At 52.1% G+C, this 21,558-nt stretch carries 13 protein-coding genes and 3 riboswitches; of the genes, 7 read left to right on the top strand and 6 right to left on the bottom strand.

Features of this window, described 5'->3' with window-relative positions:
• Positions 1 to 34: 34 nt before the first annotated feature.
• The 3 genes from gcvPB to gcvT all read right to left on the bottom strand — a co-directional run bounded on the left by gcvPB (position 35) and on the right by gcvT (position 4,028).
• On the bottom strand, positions 35 to 1,492 hold the full coding sequence (gene gcvPB, locus ASF12_RS08080; protein WP_056031970.1) for an aminomethyl-transferring glycine dehydrogenase subunit GcvPB: 1,458 nt from the start codon (positions 1,490 to 1,492) through the stop codon (positions 35 to 37).
• The gene (gene gcvPA / locus ASF12_RS08075; protein WP_056031967.1) at positions 1,489 to 2,841 is read right to left on the bottom strand and encodes an aminomethyl-transferring glycine dehydrogenase subunit GcvPA; all 1,353 of its coding nucleotides are present in this window, start codon (positions 2,839 to 2,841) and stop codon (positions 1,489 to 1,491) included. The genes gcvPB and gcvPA overlap by 4 nt, the downstream gene beginning before the upstream one ends.
• A gap of 65 nt (positions 2,842 to 2,906) precedes the next feature.
• Complete coding sequence (gcvT, locus tag ASF12_RS08070; protein ID WP_056033013.1) at positions 2,907 to 4,028, bottom strand: glycine cleavage system aminomethyltransferase GcvT; 1,122 nt, start codon at positions 4,026 to 4,028, stop codon at positions 2,907 to 2,909.
• A gap of 164 nt (positions 4,029 to 4,192) precedes the next feature.
• A riboswitch (glycine riboswitch) is annotated at positions 4,193 to 4,305 on the bottom strand.
• Positions 4,306 to 4,308: 3 nt separating this feature from the next.
• Positions 4,309 to 4,403: riboswitch (glycine riboswitch) on the bottom strand.
• 172 nt (positions 4,404 to 4,575) lie between these two features.
• Positions 4,576 to 4,700, top strand: a riboswitch (glycine riboswitch).
• Between the two features lie 296 nt (positions 4,701 to 4,996).
• Here gcvT and gcvH point away from each other — a divergent pair.
• The gene (gcvH, locus tag ASF12_RS08055) at positions 4,997 to 5,386 is read left to right on the top strand and encodes a glycine cleavage system protein GcvH (protein ID WP_056031958.1); all 390 of its coding nucleotides are present in this window, start codon (positions 4,997 to 4,999) and stop codon (positions 5,384 to 5,386) included.
• A 569-nt stretch (positions 5,387 to 5,955) separates the two neighbouring features.
• Here gcvH and ASF12_RS08050 read toward each other — a convergent pair.
• A complete protein-coding gene (locus ASF12_RS08050; RefSeq protein ID WP_056031955.1) occupies positions 5,956 to 7,545 on the bottom strand; it encodes a sensor domain-containing diguanylate cyclase in 1,590 nt (529 codons plus the stop codon).
• A 182-nt stretch (positions 7,546 to 7,727) separates the two neighbouring features.
• Between ASF12_RS08050 and ASF12_RS08045 the strand changes: the two genes are divergently transcribed.
• The 5 genes from ASF12_RS08045 (at position 7,728) to ASF12_RS08025 (ending at position 14,910) form a co-directional block, all read left to right on the top strand.
• The gene (locus tag ASF12_RS08045) at positions 7,728 to 9,479 is read left to right on the top strand and encodes a sensor histidine kinase (RefSeq protein WP_056033010.1); all 1,752 of its coding nucleotides are present in this window, start codon (positions 7,728 to 7,730) and stop codon (positions 9,477 to 9,479) included.
• Between the two features lie 14 nt (positions 9,480 to 9,493).
• Positions 9,494 to 11,134, top strand: a complete 1,641-nt coding sequence (locus ASF12_RS08040) for a response regulator (protein ID WP_056031952.1) — start codon at positions 9,494 to 9,496, stop codon at positions 11,132 to 11,134.
• A 125-nt stretch (positions 11,135 to 11,259) separates the two neighbouring features.
• Complete coding sequence (locus ASF12_RS08035; RefSeq protein ID WP_056031949.1) at positions 11,260 to 12,942, top strand: extracellular solute-binding protein; 1,683 nt, start codon at positions 11,260 to 11,262, stop codon at positions 12,940 to 12,942.
• 177 nt (positions 12,943 to 13,119) lie between these two features.
• A complete protein-coding gene (locus ASF12_RS08030) occupies positions 13,120 to 14,013 on the top strand; it encodes an ABC transporter permease (protein WP_056031947.1) in 894 nt (297 codons plus the stop codon).
• Between the two features lie 18 nt (positions 14,014 to 14,031).
• Positions 14,032 to 14,910, top strand: a complete 879-nt coding sequence (locus ASF12_RS08025; RefSeq protein ID WP_046231688.1) for a carbohydrate ABC transporter permease — start codon at positions 14,032 to 14,034, stop codon at positions 14,908 to 14,910.
• Positions 14,911 to 15,100: 190 nt separating this feature from the next.
• Here the strand turns inward: ASF12_RS08025 and map are convergent, their stop codons facing one another.
• Together map and ASF12_RS08015 are read right to left on the bottom strand one after the other, a co-directional pair.
• Entirely contained in the window at positions 15,101 to 15,847 is a 747-nt protein-coding gene (gene map, locus ASF12_RS08020; RefSeq protein ID WP_056031944.1) for a type I methionyl aminopeptidase, read from the bottom strand.
• Between the two features lie 26 nt (positions 15,848 to 15,873).
• The gene (locus ASF12_RS08015; RefSeq protein ID WP_056031941.1) at positions 15,874 to 16,632 is read right to left on the bottom strand and encodes a TetR/AcrR family transcriptional regulator; all 759 of its coding nucleotides are present in this window, start codon (positions 16,630 to 16,632) and stop codon (positions 15,874 to 15,876) included.
• 345 nt (positions 16,633 to 16,977) lie between these two features.
• Here ASF12_RS08015 and ASF12_RS08010 point away from each other — a divergent pair, with 345 nt between their 5' ends.
• Complete coding sequence (locus tag ASF12_RS08010; RefSeq protein ID WP_056031936.1) at positions 16,978 to 21,417, top strand: glycosyl hydrolase 53 family protein; 4,440 nt, start codon at positions 16,978 to 16,980, stop codon at positions 21,415 to 21,417.
• The last annotated feature ends 141 nt before the right edge of the window (positions 21,418 to 21,558 follow it).

Below are 21,558 nucleotides of genomic sequence, written 5' to 3'. Positions count from 1 at the left end.
TCTATTCCAGTTATTTCCTAAAATAGCGAAGCGGCTACCCGCAGGTGCAATTTAGAATGGGCTTGCGGGCCGCTGTCGTCTCATCCAGACGATTGACAACTGTCGTATAAGGGGCATTGAGGACAAGCTCAGGCGTCTGCTCTGCCTCTTGCGCAATTTGAATCATCGTGTCGATAAAGCCATCCAGCGTTTCCTTGCTTTCCGTTTCGGTTGGCTCGATCATGATGCATTCCTCTACATTTAGCGGAAAATAAATCGTTGGCGGGTGATAGCCGAAGTCCAGCAGCCGCTTGGCGACGTCCAGCGTGCGCACGCCGTACGCTTTAAGCCTTTTGCCAGACAGCACGAATTCGTGCTTGCACAGCCCGGGATAAGCGACCTCGTAATACGGTGCGAGGCGGTGCATCATGTAGTTGGCATTCAATACCGCAAGCTCCGATACACGGCGCAGCCCCTCTGGCCCGTAAGTGCGAATATACGTATAGGCTCTCACCAGAATGCCGAAGTTGCCGTAAAAGGCTTTGATGCGGCCAATCGATTCCGGCCGATCGGTATCCCAATAATAGGTGCCGTCGGTCCGCTTGCTGACGACGGGCTTTGGCAGAAACGGCACAAGCAGGCTTTTGACGCCGACTGGGCCAGCACCAGGACCGCCGCCCCCATGCGGAGTGCTCATCGTCTTGTGCAAATTCAAGTGGACGACATCGAAGCCCATGTCGCCCGGACGGGCAATGCCCATAATGGCGTTCGAATTGGCGCCATCATAATAGAGCAGTCCTCCTGCCGCATGGACGATGGCGGCAATTTCGACAATTTGCGCCTCGAACAAGCCAAGCGTGCTCGGGTTCGTCAGCATAAGCGCGGCTGTATCTGCGCCGACGGCAGCTCGAAGCGCGTCCAAATCAACCATGCCGCGCACATCCGATTTGATCGTCACCGTATTGAATCCGGCAACGGTCGCGCTCGCCGGGTTCGTGCCGTGCGAGGAATCCGGCACGATCACCTTGGTGCGGGCTTCGCCGCGGCTCTCATGATAGGCGCGGATGAGCATAAGGCCGGTCCATTCGCCATGCGCCCCCGCTGCCGGTTGAAGCGTTACTTGATCCATGCCGGTTAAAACGGCGAGGTCGTTTTGCAGCGTGTAAAGCAGCTCAAGAGCGCCTTGAATGCTTTGCTCCGGCTGGTAAGGGTGGATTTTGGCGAAGCCGGGGAAGCGGGCGGTATCCTCATTGATTTTTGGATTATATTTCATCGTGCAGGAGCCGAGCGGATAAAAACCGTTGTCGACGCCAAAGTTGCGGCGTGACAGCTCGGTGTAATGGCGAATGACATCAACCTCAAACACCTCAGGCAGCTCAGCAGGCTGCTGGCGCAGCAGCTCCGCAGGCAGCAGTTCACTGGCTGCAAGTGCAGGAACGTCGCACTCAGGCAGCGAATAGGCGATACGCCCCGGCTTGCTGAGCTCAAAAATCAACGCTTTCTCGGCTTTCATACACAGGCCTCCAATTCATGAATGAATGCATGGATTTCTTCCTTTGTGCGGCGTTCAGTTACGGCGATGAGCATATGATTTTTCAGCTCTGGGTAGGCGGTTCCTAGATCGTAGCCGCCTATATAGCCCGCTTGCAGCAGCTTGGCGCTTACGCCAGCGAGGTCGGCTGAATCCGGCAGCTTGACGACAAACTCATTGAAATAGGGAGACGAGAAAGCTAGCTCCAGCGGCCCATTCGCCGCCACGCTAGCAGCATAGTGGGCTTTACGCACATTGAGCAGCCCTACCTCCTGCATGCCTGCTTTGCCGAGCACTGACATATAGATGGAGGCGCATAATGCGAGCAGCGCCTGATTGGAGCAAATATTCGACGTCGCCTTCTCGCGGCGAATATGCTGCTCACGGGCTTGGAGCGTCAGGACGAAGCCGCGTTTGCCGTCCTTGTCGACGGTTTGCCCGACGATGCGCCCGGGAATGCGGCGCATAAGCGGCTCCGACACCGCGAAGAAGCCGCAGGTCGGACCGCCAAGCGATGCGGGAATGCCCAGCGGCTGCGCATCGCCGACGACGATGTCGGCGCCAAGCGCGCCCGGCGATTCCAGCAAGCCGAGCGAGATGGGATTGGCGCTGACGACGAGCAGCGCTTTACTGGCATGAACGAGCGGCTCGATCATGCGAATGTTTTCGATGCAGCCGAAGAAATTAGGAGATTGAATGAGAACGGCAGCTGTATTTTCGGTAAGGGCTGCTTGCAGCGCATCCACATCGGTGACGCCATTTTGATAGCCGATTTCTACTACTTCCAAATTTAGTCCGTGTGCGGAAGTCAGCAAAATTTCCCGAGCCTCCGGATGGACGGTGCGGGACACAATAACTTGCTTGCGCTTCGTCGCTCCGCTGGCCAGCGCCGCAGCTTCGGCGAGCGCCGTAGCCCCGTCATACATGCTGGCATTGGCGACCTTCATGCCGGTCAACTCGCAAATATACGATTGGAATTCAAAAATCGCCTGCAGCTCCCCTTGGCTGATTTCCGGCTGATACGGGGTATAGGCGGTATAAAATTCCGAGCGGGACAGCATATGGTTGATGACGACAGGAATGTGATGGTCGTACAACCCTGCACCGAGAAAGCTCGTATAGCGGTCGAAGTCGGCGTTTTTGTCCGATAGCTCGCGCAAATGGCGCAGCAAGGCAGGCTCATCGAGCTGCCCGGACATGGGCAAAACCCCGTCATAGCGCACAGCGGCAGGAATATCGGAGAATAGCTCCTCTATGGAGCTGGCGTGAGCGGCGGTGAGCATTTCGGCCTGATCCTGCTCGGTCATCGGCAAATATCGGTGCTTATACATGGCGATCGCTCCTTTTCTTTGCAAGCCCTGATGGGGGCGTAGTGGTTAGCGTACATGCAGCATGTTCAGGATTGGGCGGGAATGACTTTGGGCTGTTTATAAAATGGAGCTTTGACGACGACAGCTTTCAGCCGCTTGCCGCGGATATCGAGCCATAGCTCCGTGCCGATGGCTGCATAGGCGCTTTGTACAAGGGCCAGACCCAAATTGCGCTTCAGAGTCGGCGATTGCGTTCCCGTCGTGACTTCCCCAATCTGTTCTCCTTCGGCATTGTGGACGGTATAATGGGGACGCGGAATGCCCCTCTCCAGCAATTCCAAGCCAATGAGCTTGCGGGGAATGCCTTCCGACTTCTGGCGCTGGAGCTCCTCGCGGCCGATAAACGGGCCCTTATCCAGTTTAACGAAGTAGCCAAGTCCAGCCTCCAGCGGCGAAATATCCGCCGACAGCTCTTGCCCGTAAAGCGGCAGCTTGGCTTCGAAACGCAGTGTATCGCGGGCGCCAAGCCCGGCGGGCACAAGTCCATAAGCTTCTCCAGCTGCAAGCAGTCCTCGCCAGATCGAGGCGGCTATGCTGCTGCTGCAATAAATTTCAAACCCATCCTCGCCCGTATAGCCGGTACGGGAAACTAAGGCTGCATGTCCGTATACGGAAACCTGATTTAAAAAATGAAACGCCGGAAGTGCCGCGACAGGCGCATTCGTCACCTTCGACAAAATAGCCAAAGCCTTCGGGCCTTGCAGCGCCAGCAGCGCTGTGCCATCGGATTGATTGCGAAGCGAAACATCACCATCGGCCTGTGTCTCCAGCCACTGCCAATCCTTATCTATATTCGAAGCGTTAACGACGAGCATGTACTGCTGCTCTCCCAGTTTATAAATGAGCAGATCGTCGACTACGCCGCCATCCGGGTAGCACATCATCGTATATTGCGCCTGTCCGTCCTGTAGCTGCGACACATCATTTGTCGTCATTTGCTGGAGAAAGGCTTCAGAGCCCGCGCCGCTAACGATAAACTCCCCCATATGGGAGACATCGAACAATCCAGCTTGCTCGCGGACGGCCGCATGCTCCTGCTGAATACCTGAAAATTGGACGGGAAGCTCCCAGCCTCCAAAATCAATGCAGCGGGCACCCTTGAAATCGGCATACAACGGAAAAAGCGGCGTACGTTTAAGGCTGCTCAACAAAATCACCCCTTCAGCTTGAATGCAGTTCTAAGCTTGAATTTAATTCTAATTTGGCTCGAATGAAGCGCGGAATTTTTCAATAGGCATAAGAAAAAGGACAGGCGAAAGGAAAAAAGGGGGGGCGCCGCGAAGCTTGCTTCGCCCATCCATCTTTCCTTTCGCTCTGTCCTTTGTACCTGAGAGTTGTCCCACGCCTTGAAAAACATGACAAAATACGTCATATATGCGTAAGTTTCCCCTTGGGTGATTCGCTCGTGGCGAATGCTCTCCAGAGGTGCGTCCGACAAAGGTCCTTTTGCCTGAGAGATTCACCTGAAAGGCTTACTCCTTCGGCGTTACCTGTCCATCAGTAATCTCTCCCGCTGCCATCATCCGCGTATTTAATTAGGTCGCTGCTTTTATGCCTTTGCCAACATTATACGCATCAGCTGGATATGGATGTCAATCTTTTTTTGCGGTTTTTTGACTTATTTGTTAGGAATGTTGACATGCTTTTGAGGAATAAGCTATGCTTGTGGGGAATCAAGGCAAATGAATATGCGGATGATGATGATCGGGAGAGACTGCCTGCGGCCAGATGGATAGCCGACCCGGCAGCACCGAAGGAGCAAGCCGTTATCCTTGCCGGATAACGAATAATCTCTCAGGTAAACGTACCGGCATTTGACGCAGCTCTGGAGAGTGCGAATAGCCGCCAAAGGGGTAAGGAGTGCCGTCTGGCTTTGCCTGCGGCTTGCTCTCAAGCTCTCAGGTACCGAGGACAGAGAATGGGCAATTACGCCTGTTCTCTGTCTTTTTTTAAAGATAAGAATATATAAATTTCACACTTATACATTCTTATATATCACCCTCGAAACGGCAGCTTTGCCGCCAGAGGACGGCGACAGCCGTTTACGCTTGACGCTGAATTAAAACGGTAAATAGAACTTGAATTTGAACTTGAGTGAGAAAGCGAGGCGCTGGCAATGAGCGAAATTAGGGAGCAGCTGCGGTATAGCGATGAGCATGAATGGGTGCTGCAGACGGAGGGAAGGAAGCTGCTGGTCGGCATTACCGATCATGCGCAAGGCCAATTGGGCGACATCGTATTCGTAGAGTATCCAGAGGTTGGTGCGGTGGTTTCGGCTGGCGACAGCATCGGCACCATTGAGTCGGTTAAGACGGTGTCGGAGCTGTATAGCCCGGTATCTGGCCGGATTACGAAGGTGAACAGCACGCTCATTGACCAGCCTGAGCTAATTAACAGCGAGCCTTATGATGGCGGCTGGATTGTGGAGGTTGAGCTCGAGGAAGGCTTGGAGGAGGCGCTCGGCAAGCTGCTGACCGCGGAAGCCTATGCCGAGCTAATTAAGTAATCCGCCATTCTCGCTCATCCCAAAACCTAGAGCATATTATGCGAACAGAAGCGAGCCTAATCATGCTCTTCGTTATAGGGGATTTCTCGTCGCACAAAGATAGACTTGATGGACACAGCAGCCGCTATTTCAACAAGATCACGGGTTATGGCACAGGATGCGGACTCAGGGGCAGCTAATTCGCTGTAAATGGCCATTTTGGCAGGATAATGAGAGCCATAACGGCTTTACAGTCCGCTTATAGTCTAAAATCAAAGAAAAAACCAGAATAGCGGAATCTGTGTCCTCCAAAAATGGAGAGAATATCTCGAACCGCTTAGTCTCAGCAACGGGCTTTCAGTAACAGCAGTCGCAGCAGCAATCGCGCGCTGCGGCTCCTTAAGCCCTAAATCATCTGATGAGATTGGCAGCCTCAACTAAGCGCATTGCAAGCAGCAGCAGGCGAGCTCCGGTGTGCGCACACACTCTAGACAGGAAAGAAAAACACCGCTGCCACGGCTGATAAAGCCAAGTGGCAGCGGTGCTGCATGCTGCAAACTGAAAATTTTGCTAATTTATTTTATCCACTGCTACTCCGAAATTTGACTATGCAAAATCGTTTGATTGCGGCCGCTATGCTTGGCGGCATACAGCGCATCATCCGCCTGCTTGAACAAATCTTCGGTATCTTTTAATCGAGCTGTATTGGAGGCGATGCCGAGCGACAGGGTGACCTGGCGGCCGATTGGCGTAATCGCCTGCTCCATCTGCATTCGCAGCTGCTCTGCTACGTCAAACGCCTCTTCCTCTGACGTGTGCGGCAGCACGATTGTAAACTCCTCGCCTCCGTAACGGAAGCAGTAATCGCCCTCGCGCTTGAGCTCCAGCATCTTGGCAGCAAGCAGGCGCAGCACCTCATCGCCCTTCGGATGGCCAAACTCGTCATTGACCGATTTGAAATGGTCCAAATCCAGCATAATGACGGAGAACGGAATTTGCCTTAGCTCCAAATCCTCGGTAATCAGCTTAAGCGTTCGGCGGTTTGGCAGTCCCGTCAAGGCGTCCGTCTGCGACTCATGGAACAGCTCTTCATTTTTCCGCTTCATCTCATGAAAAGCTAGCGCAACGGTGGTGTTTAGCTGGTTCGCTTCATAATTCCAGTAAACGCGCGAAGGCAGCGTGTCCGGGATTTGATCCATCTTGGTCAGCTGCGCCGCATAATTAGCCAGCTGGTAGAGCGGTGAGGACAGCGTGCGCGACAGCCACATGGTCAGAAAAAGCAGCAGCAGCACGAACGGCGCTGATACCTTCAGCATGTCTGTAATGAGATCCCAGCTTTTATTTTCCACGTAGCTGACTGGCGTTTGGGAAACAATTCCCCAGTTGGTTTCGGGTACGACGGAATAACCGGCAAGAAACTCGATACCTTGGCTGTTGACCACCTGCTGTTGCCCGCTTTTCCCCTGCATCAGCTGCTGCACAACAGGATTCATGCTTACATTAGCAGGATGATCCTCCATATGCGGGTGATAGATCATATTGCCTTCCCCATCGACGACGTAAAAATAAGAGCCGCTGTTGTTCTCGTTTTGCACGCCAAGAATTTCTCGGAAAATATTTTCATACTGCAAATAAATCGTTCCGGCCACATATCCCCGATAGGTGCCCTCCCGGCTGAAAACCGGCTGGCTGACCAGCACGATCATCCGATTCGTCGAAGAAATATAAGGCTTGGAAATGTGCGGCTTCTGGACTTTAAGCGCCAGCTTTGATTCATCAGTTGACAGCTTGTGGCCGATTATGCCCAAATTGTTAGGAGAGCTGGAGACGATAACGCCTTCAGCATCGACGACAGCAATCGAATTAAAGTAATGGTTGGTTCCCATAAAAAAATCAAGCTGTGCCAGCACAGCGCTGCTTTCAAGGTCGGCATCGGATAAATAATTCGCTGCGATTTCAAGGCTGCGCTTCATAGACACTAGCAGGGATTGCGTCGTTTTGCTAAGATCACCGGCCGTAATGCGGTTTAATTCCAGTGTATTATGATAAAGGGATTCCCTCTGGGATTTGAAAGCGATAATGATATTGATGACGATGGTAATGAGGACGGACAAAAGCACGATGCAGGAGATGATGGATGCCAGGGTAAAGCCTTTTTTGCGTTTTATTGCGCTGTACATGCTAAACCTCTTCTCGTTGAAATTCTATTAAATAGTTTATCATTTTTGTGCGAGATTTTCGACATATAATGACAGACCAGCCGAATATTTTCTTTGCTTCCGTCCGGTCAGGCATTGCTCCAATTCGAGAGGGACATTATACTGAATGCAGCATTTTGATTAGAAGAAAGCCAGGTGTACGGATGCCTAAAGTAAATTTGTTTTCCAAAATTGTAGGGTTGCTCATTATTATGCTGCTGCCGATCATAGGACTGTACTCCTATTCCAATCATATTAGTACAGAAGTTCTAGATTCCGAGCTCAACCGCTCGAATACGAATCAGCTCGTTTTTTTTCAAAATCAGGTCAATTCCTCGATTAATCTGCTGGGGCTATGGCCAAATTTGCTCATTCAAGATCCAGATATTGCGAATTTGCGCGATTATTACTTTGAGCCGGGCAATCTTGATCTGCCCGCGATTACGATGGTCAAGCGCATTCAGACCAAGCTGAGCATTCAGGAAAGCTCCTCCAATTGGAAAAGCAATTTGGCGATTTATTCGCCAACGCTAGCCCGCGTCATTACGGTGAACGATGCCGTTCCCTATAATAAGGAGACGCTGGCCGCTCGCCTGAAACGCGGCTGGCAGGTGAAGTCCCTTGGCGGTGATGGCTTTCGTTTCTCGCTGATGACGGCGCTGCCTTACAATAACTTGTCCCAGGCTACGGATACGGGACTGCTCATTGAGGTTAGCTTTGACAGCTCGAATATTCAGGGCATGCTCGATCAGTTCAAGCGAGATGGACGGCGCGACCCCTTCTACTACAACGAGGAATGGGGCACGATATACAATCGTACCGCCGACCAGCAGCTGGGAAATCGGCTCATTGCCCAATTGGACGAGAGCGGCTTGCTGACCAGCGGCAGCCATACCGTCCAAGTGAACGGGGAGCGCTATTTGGTCAATATTGTCCGTTCAGAAACGATAGGCTGGGATTTGATTGATTATATCCCGTTATCGGATGTGCTCCAGCCGATCAACCAAACGAACCGTTTATTTTATTATTCGGTTGGTTTGCTGCTATTGATGAGCTGTTTAATCGCCTATATGCTTTATGCGCAGGTGCAGGTTCCCATTAAGCAGCTTGTAGTCAGCTTTCAGAAGCTGAAAAACGGCGATTACGGCGTCCGGCTTACACCGAAAGGGCGCGGCAACAATGAATTTAAGTTCGTATTTATCCGTTTCAACCGGATGGTTCAGCAAATTCAAGAGCTGTTTGAAAATGTTTATTTGGAAAAAATCCATGTGCGAGAAGCGAAGCTCAAGCAGCTGCAATCGCAAATCAACCCGCATTTTTTCTATAATTGTTTTTCCTTTATATCGAGCATGGCGAAGCTGGAAAACTATCAGTCAGTCATTGCGATGAGCCAGAACCTGTCAAACTACTACCGCTATACGACACGGCAGGAGCGGGATTTGGTCGATGCGCGGGAGGAAATTGATTTTGTCCGCAACTACTTGGATATTCAGCAAATGCGGATGAATCGGCTGTCTTATGAGCTGGACATCCCGGAGCATCTGCTGCGTTTTCAAATTCCGCCGCTCGTCATTCAGCCGTTGGTGGAAAATGCGGTCATCCATGGTATTGAGCAATCACCAGATGCAGGACGCATTCGCATATCGGGTGAATTTGACGGCGAGTTTGCAGCGATTACGGTGGAGGATGATGGCGTTGGGCTCGATCCAGAGCGGCTTTTTTCCTTGCAATACCAATTGACGCGTCCTATGGAGCAGGAGATGGGCTGCGGTCTTTGGAACGTCCATCAGCGCTTGCATTTGCGTTTCGGGGCAAGCTCAGGCATTGTGCTGTCGCCTTCGCCGCTAGGCGGCTTAAAGGTGCAAATTCGCTGGAATGTGACCCGCGAGAAACAAACTGAACAGACATTGACTTAGGGAGGGGCATCATAATGATTGAACTGCTGCTTGTAGATGATGAGGCCTATGTGACGCTGAGCTTAGAGAAGACCATTCCATGGGAAGAGCTTGGCGTCAGCAAAATATACCGGGCCGAGTCTGCTGCCGAGGCGCTTGCTATTATGGAGGCGGGTGACATTGATATTTTGGTCACGGATATTCGGATGCCGGGGATGGACGGCTTGCAGCTGATCGAACAGGCGAAGAAGCTCTGGCCGGATTTGCGCTGCATTTTAATGACTGGCTACTCCGATTTCCAATATGCGAAAAAAGCGCTGCAATTGCAGGCGTCCGATTATATTTTGAAGCCGGTGGACGATAAGGAATTTGTGCGCAGCCTGATGAATACGATCGAGGAGCTGAAGGTGGAGTGGGAGCAGGCGGAGCAATACCATCAGCTCGTTTACAATATGAAGTCGGAATACGGGCTGCTGCGGCGCAATCTGCTGCATGATCTGCTGCTCGGCCGCCAGCTGTCGGACACGACGATTGACGCCAAGCTGGCGCAATATGAAATCCCGCTGCGGCTTGATGCTCCTTCTGTCATTTTGCTGATTCAATACAGCAATCCTTATGATGAAAGCAACCGCAGCAGCATGGAGCTGATGGAATATGCGGTCGGCAATATTGGCGAGGAAGTGTTCGCCGAGCATATGAACGTATGGTATGGCAAAGCGCCGCATAATTGCCTCATATTCGTCGCGCAGCCAAATGAGGAGCAGCAGCGGCTGCTGGATTTTTCGCCGGATTACAAAGGACAGCGGCGGGTGATGCTGGAGCAGGCGGTGAACGTCTTTAGACGGCAAATCTCCCATTTTCTCCGTTCGGAGGTGTCGCTCATTATTTCCGACTGGTTCTCCTTCCCGAGCGGCATGGCGAATGCGTACCGGACGGGGATGAGCGTCTATTTATCGAGCGCGATTCATGAATCGGGCATTGCCGTCTATTTGGAAAGTCACCAGGCGGAGCCGGAGACGCGAGTGAATCTGATGGAGGCCTTGTATAAGCCGCCTACGCTTATTCATTTGCTGGAGTCCAAGCAGTGGGACACAGCGCTGCTCAAAATCGATGAGGTGTTCGGCAATTTGGAGCAGGTGAAGTTTTCGCGGGAGCATCTGTATGAAGTGTTTCTCTCGATTACGAATGCCTTTATGTATACGGCCCATAAACAGGGACAATTTATTTATGAAATTGATCATGCGGGCTTCGACATGCTGCTCGACCACACCGTTATTCATTCGCTGGACAAGCTGCGGAATTGGTCGACAGATATGCTGGAGCGCTTGCGCACAGAGCTGTCGAGCACGGAGGAATACGCCAAGAGCAGTCTGGTCAAGCAGGTGCAGGAGCTTGTGTCTGCAAGCCTTGGCCATGATACATCGGTGAAGACGATTGCGGACAAGGTGTTTTTGCATCCCGTCTATTTGTCCAAAATTTATAAAGCCCAGACCGGCGAGAGCATCAGTGACTATATTACCCGGATGCGAATGGAGCGGGCGCATTATTTGCTGAAGCAGACTAATAAGAAAATTTATGAAATTACTTCGGAGCTGGGCTATCAGAATCCGCAATATTTCAGCAAAATCTTCCGCAAGCATTATGGCATGACGCCGCAGGAGTTCCGCGACCAATAGCAAAAAGCGAACAGGTTGCCAAAGGTGCAGAAATGTTCGGTTATTGTCCTATGACTTCCCCAGCAATGCTCCTATAATAAAGTCATAAACAATTGCAACACACAGTTGGAGGGGGAAAAACAAAAATGATTAGCGCTTACAAAAAGCAGCTGCTGCTCGTACTAAGCCTCATTCTCGTTGTCGGCCTGCTCGCAGCATGCGGCAAGGACAACAAAGGAACGGGCGAGAGCACGAACACAGGAGCTTCAACAGGAAATGAATATAAAGAGAAATATGATCCGCCTGTTACATTGACGACCGTATGGGGTGTAGCTCCTGAGGTGAAATATAAAAATGGTGAAACGATTGAGAACAACGTAGCGACAAAATGGGCCAAGGAGCAGCTCGGCATCGAGATCAAATCGCTGTGGTCTGTAACGGATACGAACAATGCTTTAGCTACAAAGCTGCGCCTGGCCATGTCCTCGGGACAGGATATGCCTGACGTGCTGGTAGTGGGCAATAATGATCCGCAGCTGGTAGCTGATCTGGTCGATTCCGGCTATTTCCGCGAAGCTGGCGACCTGTTTGACCAATACGCAAATGATACTTGGAAAAAAGCGATGGAGCTTGATCCTAACGTATGGAATCCATATATTCGCGACGGCAAAAAAATGGGTATTCCCGTACTGGATTATGCTTATAACAACGACTACTTGCTGTGGATCCGCCAGGATTGGCTGGACAAGCTGAATATGAAGGCTCCGACAACGATTGCCGAGCTGGAAACTGTGATGGAAGCTTTCAAAAACAACAATCCGGACGGATTGGCTCCTGATAAAGTAACGCCGCTTAGCATTGGCTTCAAAACGAAGCTGAGCAGCTGGATGGGCGACCCATCATGGATTTTTGGCGCTTATGGCGCGATGCCAGAGCAATGGAATGTTGGAACTGACGGAAATCTGGAATATGGTTCCATTAACACAGGCATGAAGCAGGGCCTCTTGAAGCTTTCGGAATGGAGCAAAAAAGGCTTTATTCCTAAGGAAGCAGCTCTATGGGATGAGAACAAAACGGCTGAGCCAGCTGTTGCAGGAACAGCGGGCATTATTCCTGGACCGTACTGGATGAGCGGCTGGCCGCTTGTCGATACAGCGAAAAACGTGCCAACCGCAAAATGGACGCCGATCGCACTGCCAAAAGGTCCTGACGGCAAAGCGACAAGCCATGGCACGCCATTTTCCAGCGCTGTTATTTTGATCAACAAAGATATTAAGCATCCTGAGGCTTTGTTCACTTATGAGAACTGGATGTTTGACAACTTCGCAAACCCTGCGAAGGGCAGCCCGCTTGAGGTTGGCATGTTCAAAGGTTATGACTATGATGTTGATGCCAATGGCAACACGCTTTATCAAGATGATATCCCTGGAGGCTATATTAACATTGTTCGTTATTTCCTCGTTCGTGATGGCGCCCGTATTCCAGACGCGCAAATGACAGCTCTGCTGGCGCTTGCAGATGGCAAGGAGCCGGAGACGAAGCTGGAGAAAGACATTGCCAACAGCTTTGGCAAGCAAACGCCAGAAGCGGCGAAGGTGCTCATGTCCCAGAAGGATGTTGCGCTTATGAACATGTTTACGGGTCCTACAACGCCGACGATGAAGTCGAAAATGGATTACTTGAAAAAAATCGAGCTTCAAACGTTTAACGAAATTATTTACGGCACAAAGCCGATTGATGCCTTCGATACATTCGTTGCCAGCTGGAATAAATCCGGCGGCGAGCAAATTACGAAGGAAGTAAATGAATGGTATGCATCTGTAAAATAGTGCAAGTCAGCAAAGCAGTCTGCCCTCGGCAGGCTGCTTTTGTTTTTTATGAGAGTTTCCTGTGAAAAGTAGTTGCAATAGTGCCATCAATGTTGGTTCCGTCATGTGTTCAGGCGGTTTGGGGCGTTGCTATAATTGAGGTAATTCATACAAATGCGTTCAGGAGGATACTACAATATGAGGCAGCTAAAGCGCCACTGGCCGTTCCATCTCATGATTTTGCCATCCCTTGTTTTTCTGATTTTGTTCAGCTATTTGCCAATGGCGGGCATTGTTATGGCCTTCCAAGACTTTAAGCCCCGGCTGGGCATTACAGGCTCGGAATGGATCGGTCTCGATAATTTTCGCTATATGTTTGAGCGGGAGGACAGTCTGGAGGTTATTTGGAACACGCTGGTCATTGCGGTTTTGAAAATTATTTTTAACCTCGCAGCTCCATTCATCTTTGCTCTTTTCTTAAATGAGGTGCGCAAGGAGCTTTTCAAGCGTTATGTGCAAACGATGGTCTATCTGCCCCACTTCCTGTCATGGGTCATTTTGGGCGGTATTTTGATCGACATATTGTCTAGCGATGGCGGTTTTGTAAACCGGATTCTGGGCATGGTCGGGATCGGACCGATCTTCTTCCTTGGAGAAGGCAATTGGTTCCGCTTTACGGTTATTATTTCCGAGGTGTGGAAGGAGTTCGGTTACGGAACGATTGTCTTTCTGGCAGCTCTCTCGAACATCAACCCCTCGCTGTACGAGGCGGCCGAAGTGGACGGCGCAAGCCGCTGGAAGCAGACGCTTCACATTACGATGCCTTCGATGGTGCCGATGGCGATTGTCGTAGGTACGCTGGCACTCGGCAACATTTTGAACGCGGGCTTTGACCAAATTTTCAACCTGTATAACCCGCTAGTCTACGATAAAGGCGACATTATTGATACGTTCGTTTATCGTACAGCGATTATAAGCGGGGAAATGGGCTTTGGAACAGCGGTCGGATTATTCAAATCCATTATCAGCATGATCTTGATTTTCGTCTCATACCGCATGGCCTATAAATGGGCAAACTATCGAATTTTCTAAGAATGGAGCGAGCCTAGAATGTACCACAAAACACTGTCATACCGAATATTTTCTATACTCAATAATACAGGGCTGCTGTTTATCTCGCTCCTGTGCATTATCCCGCTTGTTCATGTATTGGCCATTTCATTCAGCGCGAAGTCGGCGGCCGATGCCAATATCGTTAATTTGTGGCCGGTAGATTTCACTTTGGAGGCTTATCGCAAAACGATCGACAACCCGATCTTTCTAAACTCGATCTGGATATCTATCATGCGGACGTCCATTGGCACGGCCCTTACGCTGCTGCTGGCGTTTATGGCAGCCTACCCGCTTTCCAGAGAAAGCACGAGCTTCAAGGCACGTTCTTACTACTCCTGGATTTTCGTTTTCGCGATGGTCTTTAACGGCGGGCTTGTTCCCTTCTATATGATGATCCAGAATTTGAACCTGATGGGCTCCTTCTGGGCACTGGTGCTTCCCGGAGCGGTTAATATTTATTTAACGATTCTGATGATGAACTTCTTCCGGGGCATTCCGAAGGAGCTGGAGGAAGCAGCTATGATTGATGGAGCAGGCCACTTCCGGGTGCTGTTCACGATCTTTCTGCCGGTATCCAAGCCAGCCATTGCAACGCTCAGCCTGTTCAGCATCGTGTTCCATTGGAATTCGTGGTTTGACGGCCTGCTGTACACAGAAGGCGTTCACCAATATCCGCTGGCAACCTTTCTGCAAACGGTCATTATTTCACGCGACATGAGCTCCATGAGCCTTGATCCCGTATCGCTTGCCTTGATCTCGCAGAAGACGGTTAGTGCAGCGCAAATTTTTATCGGCGCTCTTCCTGTCCTCATAATTTATCCGTTTCTGCAAAAGTTTTTCGTTAAAGGCCTCGTCGTAGGCTCGGTTAAAGAATAGTGTGACAAAGGTAATCGTGTGGGTTTTAGAGGATGTACAGGAGGCTGTTTTCCGGAAACGGAGAGCAGCCTTGTTTTTGCGGCAGCGCGGTTATTCGTCGTTTTGGATTACGAACTTTCGTCAGGGCAAGCAGGCTGGGTTAGCGACTTAGTTCCTTTAATGACGCATTCCCGTCCGTTTGCCTCTATTTTTAATGGGCCGTTAAAATCAGCGGTCCGTCGGACGTGACTGCAATCGTATGCTCATATTGCGCCGACAGCTTGCCGTCGGCTGTTCTCGCCGTCCACCGATCGTCGTCGATCTTGATACGGAACGTACCTTCGTTGATCATCGGTTCAATCGTAAACACCATGCCTTCCTTTAACCGAATGCCTTTGCCAGCTACGCCGATATGCTCGTAGCTTGGCTCCTCGTGCAGGCTCCGCCCGATCCCGTGCGCCAGCAGATCGCGTACGACCGAAAATCCATTCGCTTCCGCATGCTCTTGAATCGCCGACGTGATGTCGCCAAGCCGGCCTCCAGGGAGCGCTCGGGCTATCCCCAGGTCCAAGCATTCCTTTGCCACCTTCATTAATTTTTGCGCCTCCGGCCGGATATTGCCCACCGCATAGCACCAGCACGAATCGCCGAACCATCCGCCGTATTCCACGACAATGTCGAGCTTCAGCAAGTCGCCGTCCATAACCACCTGGTTCGACGGAATGCCGTGAGCCACCACATCGTTGACCGAAATGCAGGTTTCGGCGGGGTAACCGTTGTATCCTTTCGTAAACTGCTTGCCGCCCAGCTTGGTGATGTGTTTGGCAACAAAGTCATTGATTTCCTGGGTTGTGATCCCAGGCTCGATCAGTTTGGACACCTCGCGATAGCAGTCCACAACGATTTGGCTCGCTGGTTTCATCTCTTCGATTTCCCTAGGTGATTTTAGTATGATCATCTGTCATTATTCGCTCCTTATCCATTCTATAATTTTAAAAAACGGGCGATATCGCCGGCCTCCTCTTGCAGTTTTCCGCGGCGAAGCGAAATAGAGGCGCAGCCGACCAAGGCGGCCAGCAGCATTTCCGCGCGCTGCAGCTGATACGGCGGCTCCGCCGCGTTTTCGCCGGAAGCGGCAGCCCCGTCCGGCTCACGCCCGGTTTCCAGCAGCGCGGCAAGCGGCGCCAGCACCTCACGACGAAAGGCGGCCGAAAGCGTGGCCGAGCGCGCTTCTGGCAGCGAGGCAAAGTCCTCTCCGGCCATCTTAAACAATAGGTAAAGGGCGCGGTCCTCCGCCCATAGCTGCAGCAGCCGGAAGCCGGCGGCGGCGACGGGGCCAAGCTCTGCGGCCGCGGCCGTTTCGCGGCTTCGGCTTCGGGAATCCGCGGAAGTCGAGTTCCCGTTGTCCTCCGCAGCAGCCAAGCCGAAATGCCCGCCCGCCGGAGCCTTCCCCGAGGCCGAAGCGCGGGAAACCTCCAGTGGGGCCTCTAGCGTTGCCTCTAGCGGGGCTACCAGCCAATCCCCGGCCCGCTCGAACGCGTCCCATAGCAGATCTTGAAGCAAATCGCCCTTATTGCTGTAATAATGATATACCGTGCCATAGCCGAGTCCTGCTTGCGCGGCCACATCGCGGATTTCGAGTAAAGGCCCTTTATTCAAAAACACATCGGCAGCGGCTTTCCGGATTTGCGCCAGACGCCGCAGCCGGATCTCATCGTTTTGTTCCTTCGTGCGTGGAGTCATCTCGTCCGTTCACCTCTTTAATTTTTGACCTACTGTTATGTCAATATAAAACATCTGCCTGCGAATAACAAGAGAATATCTGAAATTCCCGTTAATCCCCGGGCTGGGGCTTAAACACGTTATTTCAGGATTTTTCTAATCGATCATTTTTAAAGCGTCTGTTTGCGCAGGTTTTGCTTATGAAAACCCTATGAATGATAGCGCTACCAATATTCGGAATGTGCGGCGTCAAACAGGTTGCATAAAATGCTGGAATGTTGCTTTTGGTATGTATATCGCTTTTCATAAAATCGCTTACAATTAGATGAAGCATGGAGAAACAATATAATCAAGGGAGAGGTTTACATGAAAAAGGGGAAAGGGTACATCAGCCTCGTGCTGGTCGTAGCGCTATTTATGACACAGATGGCCTGGCCGCAAGCGGCGGTAAAGGCAGCTGCAGCAAATTTGGCGCTTGGCAAAATCGTTTCAGCAAGCCAAGAATATATAGATCCGCAGTGGGGCCAGCCGAAGGAATACGCGGTCGATGGCAATCCGGATACGGCATGGAGCGCAGCAAGCGCTGTAAGTCCGACACACTGGCTTAAAGTGGATCTGGGCAGCGAATATGATCTTTCTGGTGTGGAAATCACTTGGAAGGAAGATGAAATCGTCAAGTATATCGTAGAGGTATCGCCAGACGATGTGAACTGGACGGTCGCTGCCGATAAATCGGCTAATGCGGCAAAGCAGCAGACGGCAAGCCTTGCATTCGAGGCGGACAGCATGCGTTATGTGCGCGTCACGATTTCTTTTTATGCGGGAAGCGGCTGGTGGCCGGGCATTAAAGAATTAAAGGTAGTAGAGAAGGAAATGGTGAAAAGTCCAGCGGACATTACCGGCTATGACGCGGTGAATATTGAAACCTACAGCGGTACGGCCCCGAGCCTTCCGGCACAGGTGAATGCCGCATATGCGGACGGCAGCTTTGGGCTCGTCAATGTAGCATGGGATGCTGTTGACCCGCAGAAATATACAGGTGGGGGCAGCTTTGAAGTAGCAGGAACGGTAACGGGAGCGAGCGTGCAGCCGAAAGCGTCGGTTACGGTGCTTGGCTACCGCGACGATTTTATTCGCGGGGTGGATATTTCGACGCTGACCGCAATTGAGGACAACGGCGGAAAATATTACGACAGCAATGGCGTGGAACGCGACTTGCTGGACATTTTGAAGGACCGGGGCGTGAACTACGTCCGGCTGCGGGTGTGGAATGATCCGCAAAACTCGGGCGGCTACAATGATAAGGAAGATGTGCTTAGACTTGCTAAGCGAGTGAAGGCGAAGGGGCTTAAGCTGCTCGTCGATTTCCACTATTCGGATGACTGGGCGCATCCGGGCCAGCAGGTTCGACCTGCGGCGTGGAAAAACCTGACGATGCCTGAGCTGGGCCAAGCAGTATACGATTACACGTACGAGGTTATTTCTGAATTGCAGGCAGAAAATGCGATGCCTGACATGGTGCAGATCGGCAATGAAATCAACAGCGGCGTGCTCACGGGCAAAGGCGGCTCGGTTAATTTTGACGATCAAGCGCTGCTGCTGAACAGCGGTTCGTCGGCTGTTCGCGCCCTGCCTGGCGGCGATGATGTTCAAATTATGATTCATCTTGCTGAAGGCGGCAAAAATGCGACCTTCCGTTATTTCTTCGACGGCATCAATGGCAGAGTCGATTACGACATTATCGGCTTATCCTATTATCCGTTCTGGCACGGTACGCTGGAAGCGGTGAAAATCAATATGGATGATATGGCGCTGCGTTACGGCAAGGAAGTGGTCATTGCTGAGACGTCGTATCCTTTTTCGTATAAAAATGGCGATGCCCATGAAAATATTATTAACTCCGACCAAAAGCTGAAAACGGGCGGAGCGAAATGGGACGCGACCGTTCAAGGCCAATATGACGCGATTCAAACGATTATGGATTTGATCTCCAATGTGGAAAATAACAAGGGAGCCGGATTTTTCTATTGGGAGCCGGCATGGATTCCATCGAATGTAGGCTGGATTGCGTCTGAGGGCGATGCATGGGAAAACCATGCGATGTTTGATTATGATGAATATCCAGCAAACGGCGGATACGCCTATAAGGGCTATGCGCTGGATTCCTTGAACGTTTATAAGCATGGCTTGACGGCAGTTCCGGCAGATCGCCAGCATTTGGCGGCCGCAATTGCTGAAGCGAAGTCGCTCGCCCGGGCAGATTTTACGCCGCAGAGCTGGCCGCAGCTTGCACCTGCTATCGCTCAGGCACAGCTCGTTCACGATCAGGCATATACGCCTCAAGGGGTAACGCAAGCTGAAGTGGATGCGGCACAGGGGCAGCTGGCTTCCGTTGTCGCTGGGCTTGAAGTGGTGCCTGCGGACAAGGCGGCGCTGACGGGGCTCATTGCCGATGCAGAAGCAAAGCAAGAGGCGGACTGGTCGGCCAAAAGCTGGCAGGCGCTGCAAAGTGCGCTTGCTGTTGCACGGACGGCTTCTGGTGATGCAAGAGCTACGCAAACGGTCGTCAATCATGCAGTTGCCGAATTGCAGGCAGCGCTGAATGGTTTGTCGAACGTGGACAAAGGCACGCTTGTGACCACTATCGTATCAGCAGAGCAGCTCGACGGTGCGGAATATTATGCGGCCGGATGGGCTGTACTGCAAGCTGCATTAGCGAATGCGAAGACGGTCAACAATGATGGCCAGGCTGTTCAAACGGCGGTTGTGGCTGCGACGGAAGCACTTGCCTCCGCGATTCAAGCGCTTAAGCCTTTGCAGGATATTGCAGCGTTTAAAGCAGCAACTTCTTCCAGCAACGCCGGCAGCGGCGGCGGCAAGACCAACGCTCCAGAAGGGGCAGTCGATCAAAATGAAGGCACTTCGTGGGGAACAGATAAAGGGGCTGGCAGCTGGTGGATGGTCGATCTGGGCCAAGCTTCGCTAGTGAAAAAAGTGGTGCTCAACAAATGGGCGGGAGTCGTCCATTACAAGGTGGAAATTTCCGATGATGGCGTAACGTTCCGTACAGCAGCGGATACGCAAACGCTGGCGATGCCTTCGGACAGCCATAAGCTGACGGACAATAATACGGGTCGTTATCTCAAGGTGACGATTACCGAAGGCCAAGGCTGGGTCGGCATGATGGACTTCAAGGCATTCGGGCTGGCTCTGGCTGATAAGGCCGAGCTGAATGCCGCAATTGCTGAAGCAGCTGGCTTGACGCAAAGCCAGTACACGGCAGCAAGCTGGTCCGTGCTTGCCGAAGCGTTGGCTGCAGCGCAGCGGGCAAGCGCTGATCAGGAAGCTGATCAGGCGCAGGTGGCTGCGAGCGCAGCAGCAGTGACAGCTGCGCTTGCAGGGCTGGAGGTGGCGACTGAGGAGCCAACACCAACGCCAACACCAGAGGAGCCGACACCAACAGTACCTCCGGTAACACCAACGCCAGAGGTACCGACACCGACAGTATCTCCGGTGACGCCATCACCAGCGACGCCGGCGCCAACGGCATCTCCGGTGACGCCAGCGCCGGGCACGTCATCGCCGGCTACTCCGACGGCGAGCCCGCAGCCAACAGCAGCGCCATCGGCTGCTGGTGTGATTACAATCGCGAACGGCGTGCCGGATGCATCCGGTAAGCTGGTCGCGACAGTCGCCGCCAGCGAGCTGAGCAAGGCGGCGACGCAGGCAAGCGGGAACGACGTCACGATTCGCGTCGTTCCAGCAGCTGCACCGCAGCAGGCAGTCGTACAGCTGCCCGCGGCTGCTATTAAAGAGCTGACCGATCACAATGTGCCGGTGCTGCATGTATGGCTGGACGGCGTACGAATTAGCGTCGCCGTCGAAGCCCTTGCCAGCGCAGCGGCGCAAAACACCGCCGCAATGCTGGCCTTCACAGCCGAGAAGGTAGACTCGGCTGCCCTTACAGCGGAGGAACGCGCGAAGGTTGGCGCGCATCAAGTTTACGATTTGTTGCTCGTCCATGATGGCAAGCAATTAACGTGGAACGAAGGGCAAGTGGAAGTTGCCTTGCCGTACACGCTGAAAGCAGGCGAGCAGCCGCATCAGGCAATCGTTTATTATTTGAATAGCAATGGCGGTTTGGAAGCTGTCCATAGCAGTGTTTATCGCGAAAAGGATCAAGTAATCGTATTCCAGGCGGCGCATTTCAGCCGTTATGCAGCGGCTTACGCAGACGTTTCGTTCGATGATATCGCACAGTATCCATGGGCAAAGATCGCAATTGAAGGCCTTGCTGCCAAAGGCATCGTTCAAGGCACGGCAGCAGGCAAATTCCAGCCAGCGGGCAGCGTTACCCGTGCACAGTTTGTGCATATGCTCGTTCAGGCGTTCGGTCTTGCGAGCAAAGACGGCGCTTCAACGAAGCTGAGCGACATCAAGGCTGGAAGCTGGTATGAACAGTCTGTCCTTGCCGCAGAGCAGAATGGCATTATTAAAGGCAGAGCGGACGGCTCCTTCGGCATCAACGCTTCCATTACAAGAGAAGAGATGGCGGTTATGCTGTACCGCGCTGCGAAGCAAAGCGGATTCGCAGCAGATGCAGGGGCGGCGCAACCTACGGGCGCAGCAGCCTCCTTCACGGATGCTGAGCAAATCTCGGATTATGCGCAGGAAGCAGTAGCTGCCATTAAGCAGCTGGGGCTGATTTCCGGCATGGGCAATGGCGCTTTCGCGCCGCAAGTAACGGCAACTCGGGCTCAATCCGCAGTCGTTATTGCTAAAGTGCTTTCAGTATTATACGAATAACATCAATGCCTGCAAGGCAGCAAAAATGAAGACGGTGTTCCAAGTCGATAGCGACTGGAACACCGTCTTTTTGCATCCGAACGCAAAAGAAATCCGTTCGAACACTCTTTTTCCCTCCCAAGGACAAGCCGGCCTTTAAAA

It is taken from the genome of Paenibacillus sp. Leaf72 (assembly GCF_001422685.1).
GTDB lineage: Bacteria > Bacillota > Bacilli > Paenibacillales > Paenibacillaceae > Pristimantibacillus.
Note: the sequence above shows the minus strand (reverse complement) of the source record. Positions and strands in the feature narration are given on the sequence as shown.

Coding starts and splice junctions, on each gene's coding strand:
- gcvPB (WP_056031970.1), bottom strand. CDS start 1,492: ATGAAAGCCGAGAAAGCGTTGATTTTTGAGCTCAGCAAGCCGGGGCGT.
- gcvPA (WP_056031967.1), bottom strand. CDS start 2,841: ATGTATAAGCACCGATATTTGCCGATGACCGAGCAGGATCAGGCCGAA.
- gcvH (WP_056031958.1), top strand. CDS start 4,997: ATGAGCGAAATTAGGGAGCAGCTGCGGTATAGCGATGAGCATGAATGG.
- ASF12_RS08050 (WP_056031955.1), bottom strand. CDS start 7,545: ATGTACAGCGCAATAAAACGCAAAAAAGGCTTTACCCTGGCATCCATC.
- ASF12_RS08045 (WP_056033010.1), top strand. CDS start 7,728: ATGCCTAAAGTAAATTTGTTTTCCAAAATTGTAGGGTTGCTCATTATT.
- ASF12_RS08040 (WP_056031952.1), top strand. CDS start 9,494: ATGATTGAACTGCTGCTTGTAGATGATGAGGCCTATGTGACGCTGAGC.
- ASF12_RS08035 (WP_056031949.1), top strand. CDS start 11,260: ATGATTAGCGCTTACAAAAAGCAGCTGCTGCTCGTACTAAGCCTCATT.
- ASF12_RS08030 (WP_056031947.1), top strand. CDS start 13,120: ATGAGGCAGCTAAAGCGCCACTGGCCGTTCCATCTCATGATTTTGCCA.
- ASF12_RS08025 (WP_046231688.1), top strand. CDS start 14,032: ATGTACCACAAAACACTGTCATACCGAATATTTTCTATACTCAATAAT.
- map (WP_056031944.1), bottom strand. CDS start 15,847: ATGATCATACTAAAATCACCTAGGGAAATCGAAGAGATGAAACCAGCG.
- ASF12_RS08015 (WP_056031941.1), bottom strand. CDS start 16,632: ATGACTCCACGCACGAAGGAACAAAACGATGAGATCCGGCTGCGGCGT.
- ASF12_RS08010 (WP_056031936.1), top strand. CDS start 16,978: ATGAAAAAGGGGAAAGGGTACATCAGCCTCGTGCTGGTCGTAGCGCTA.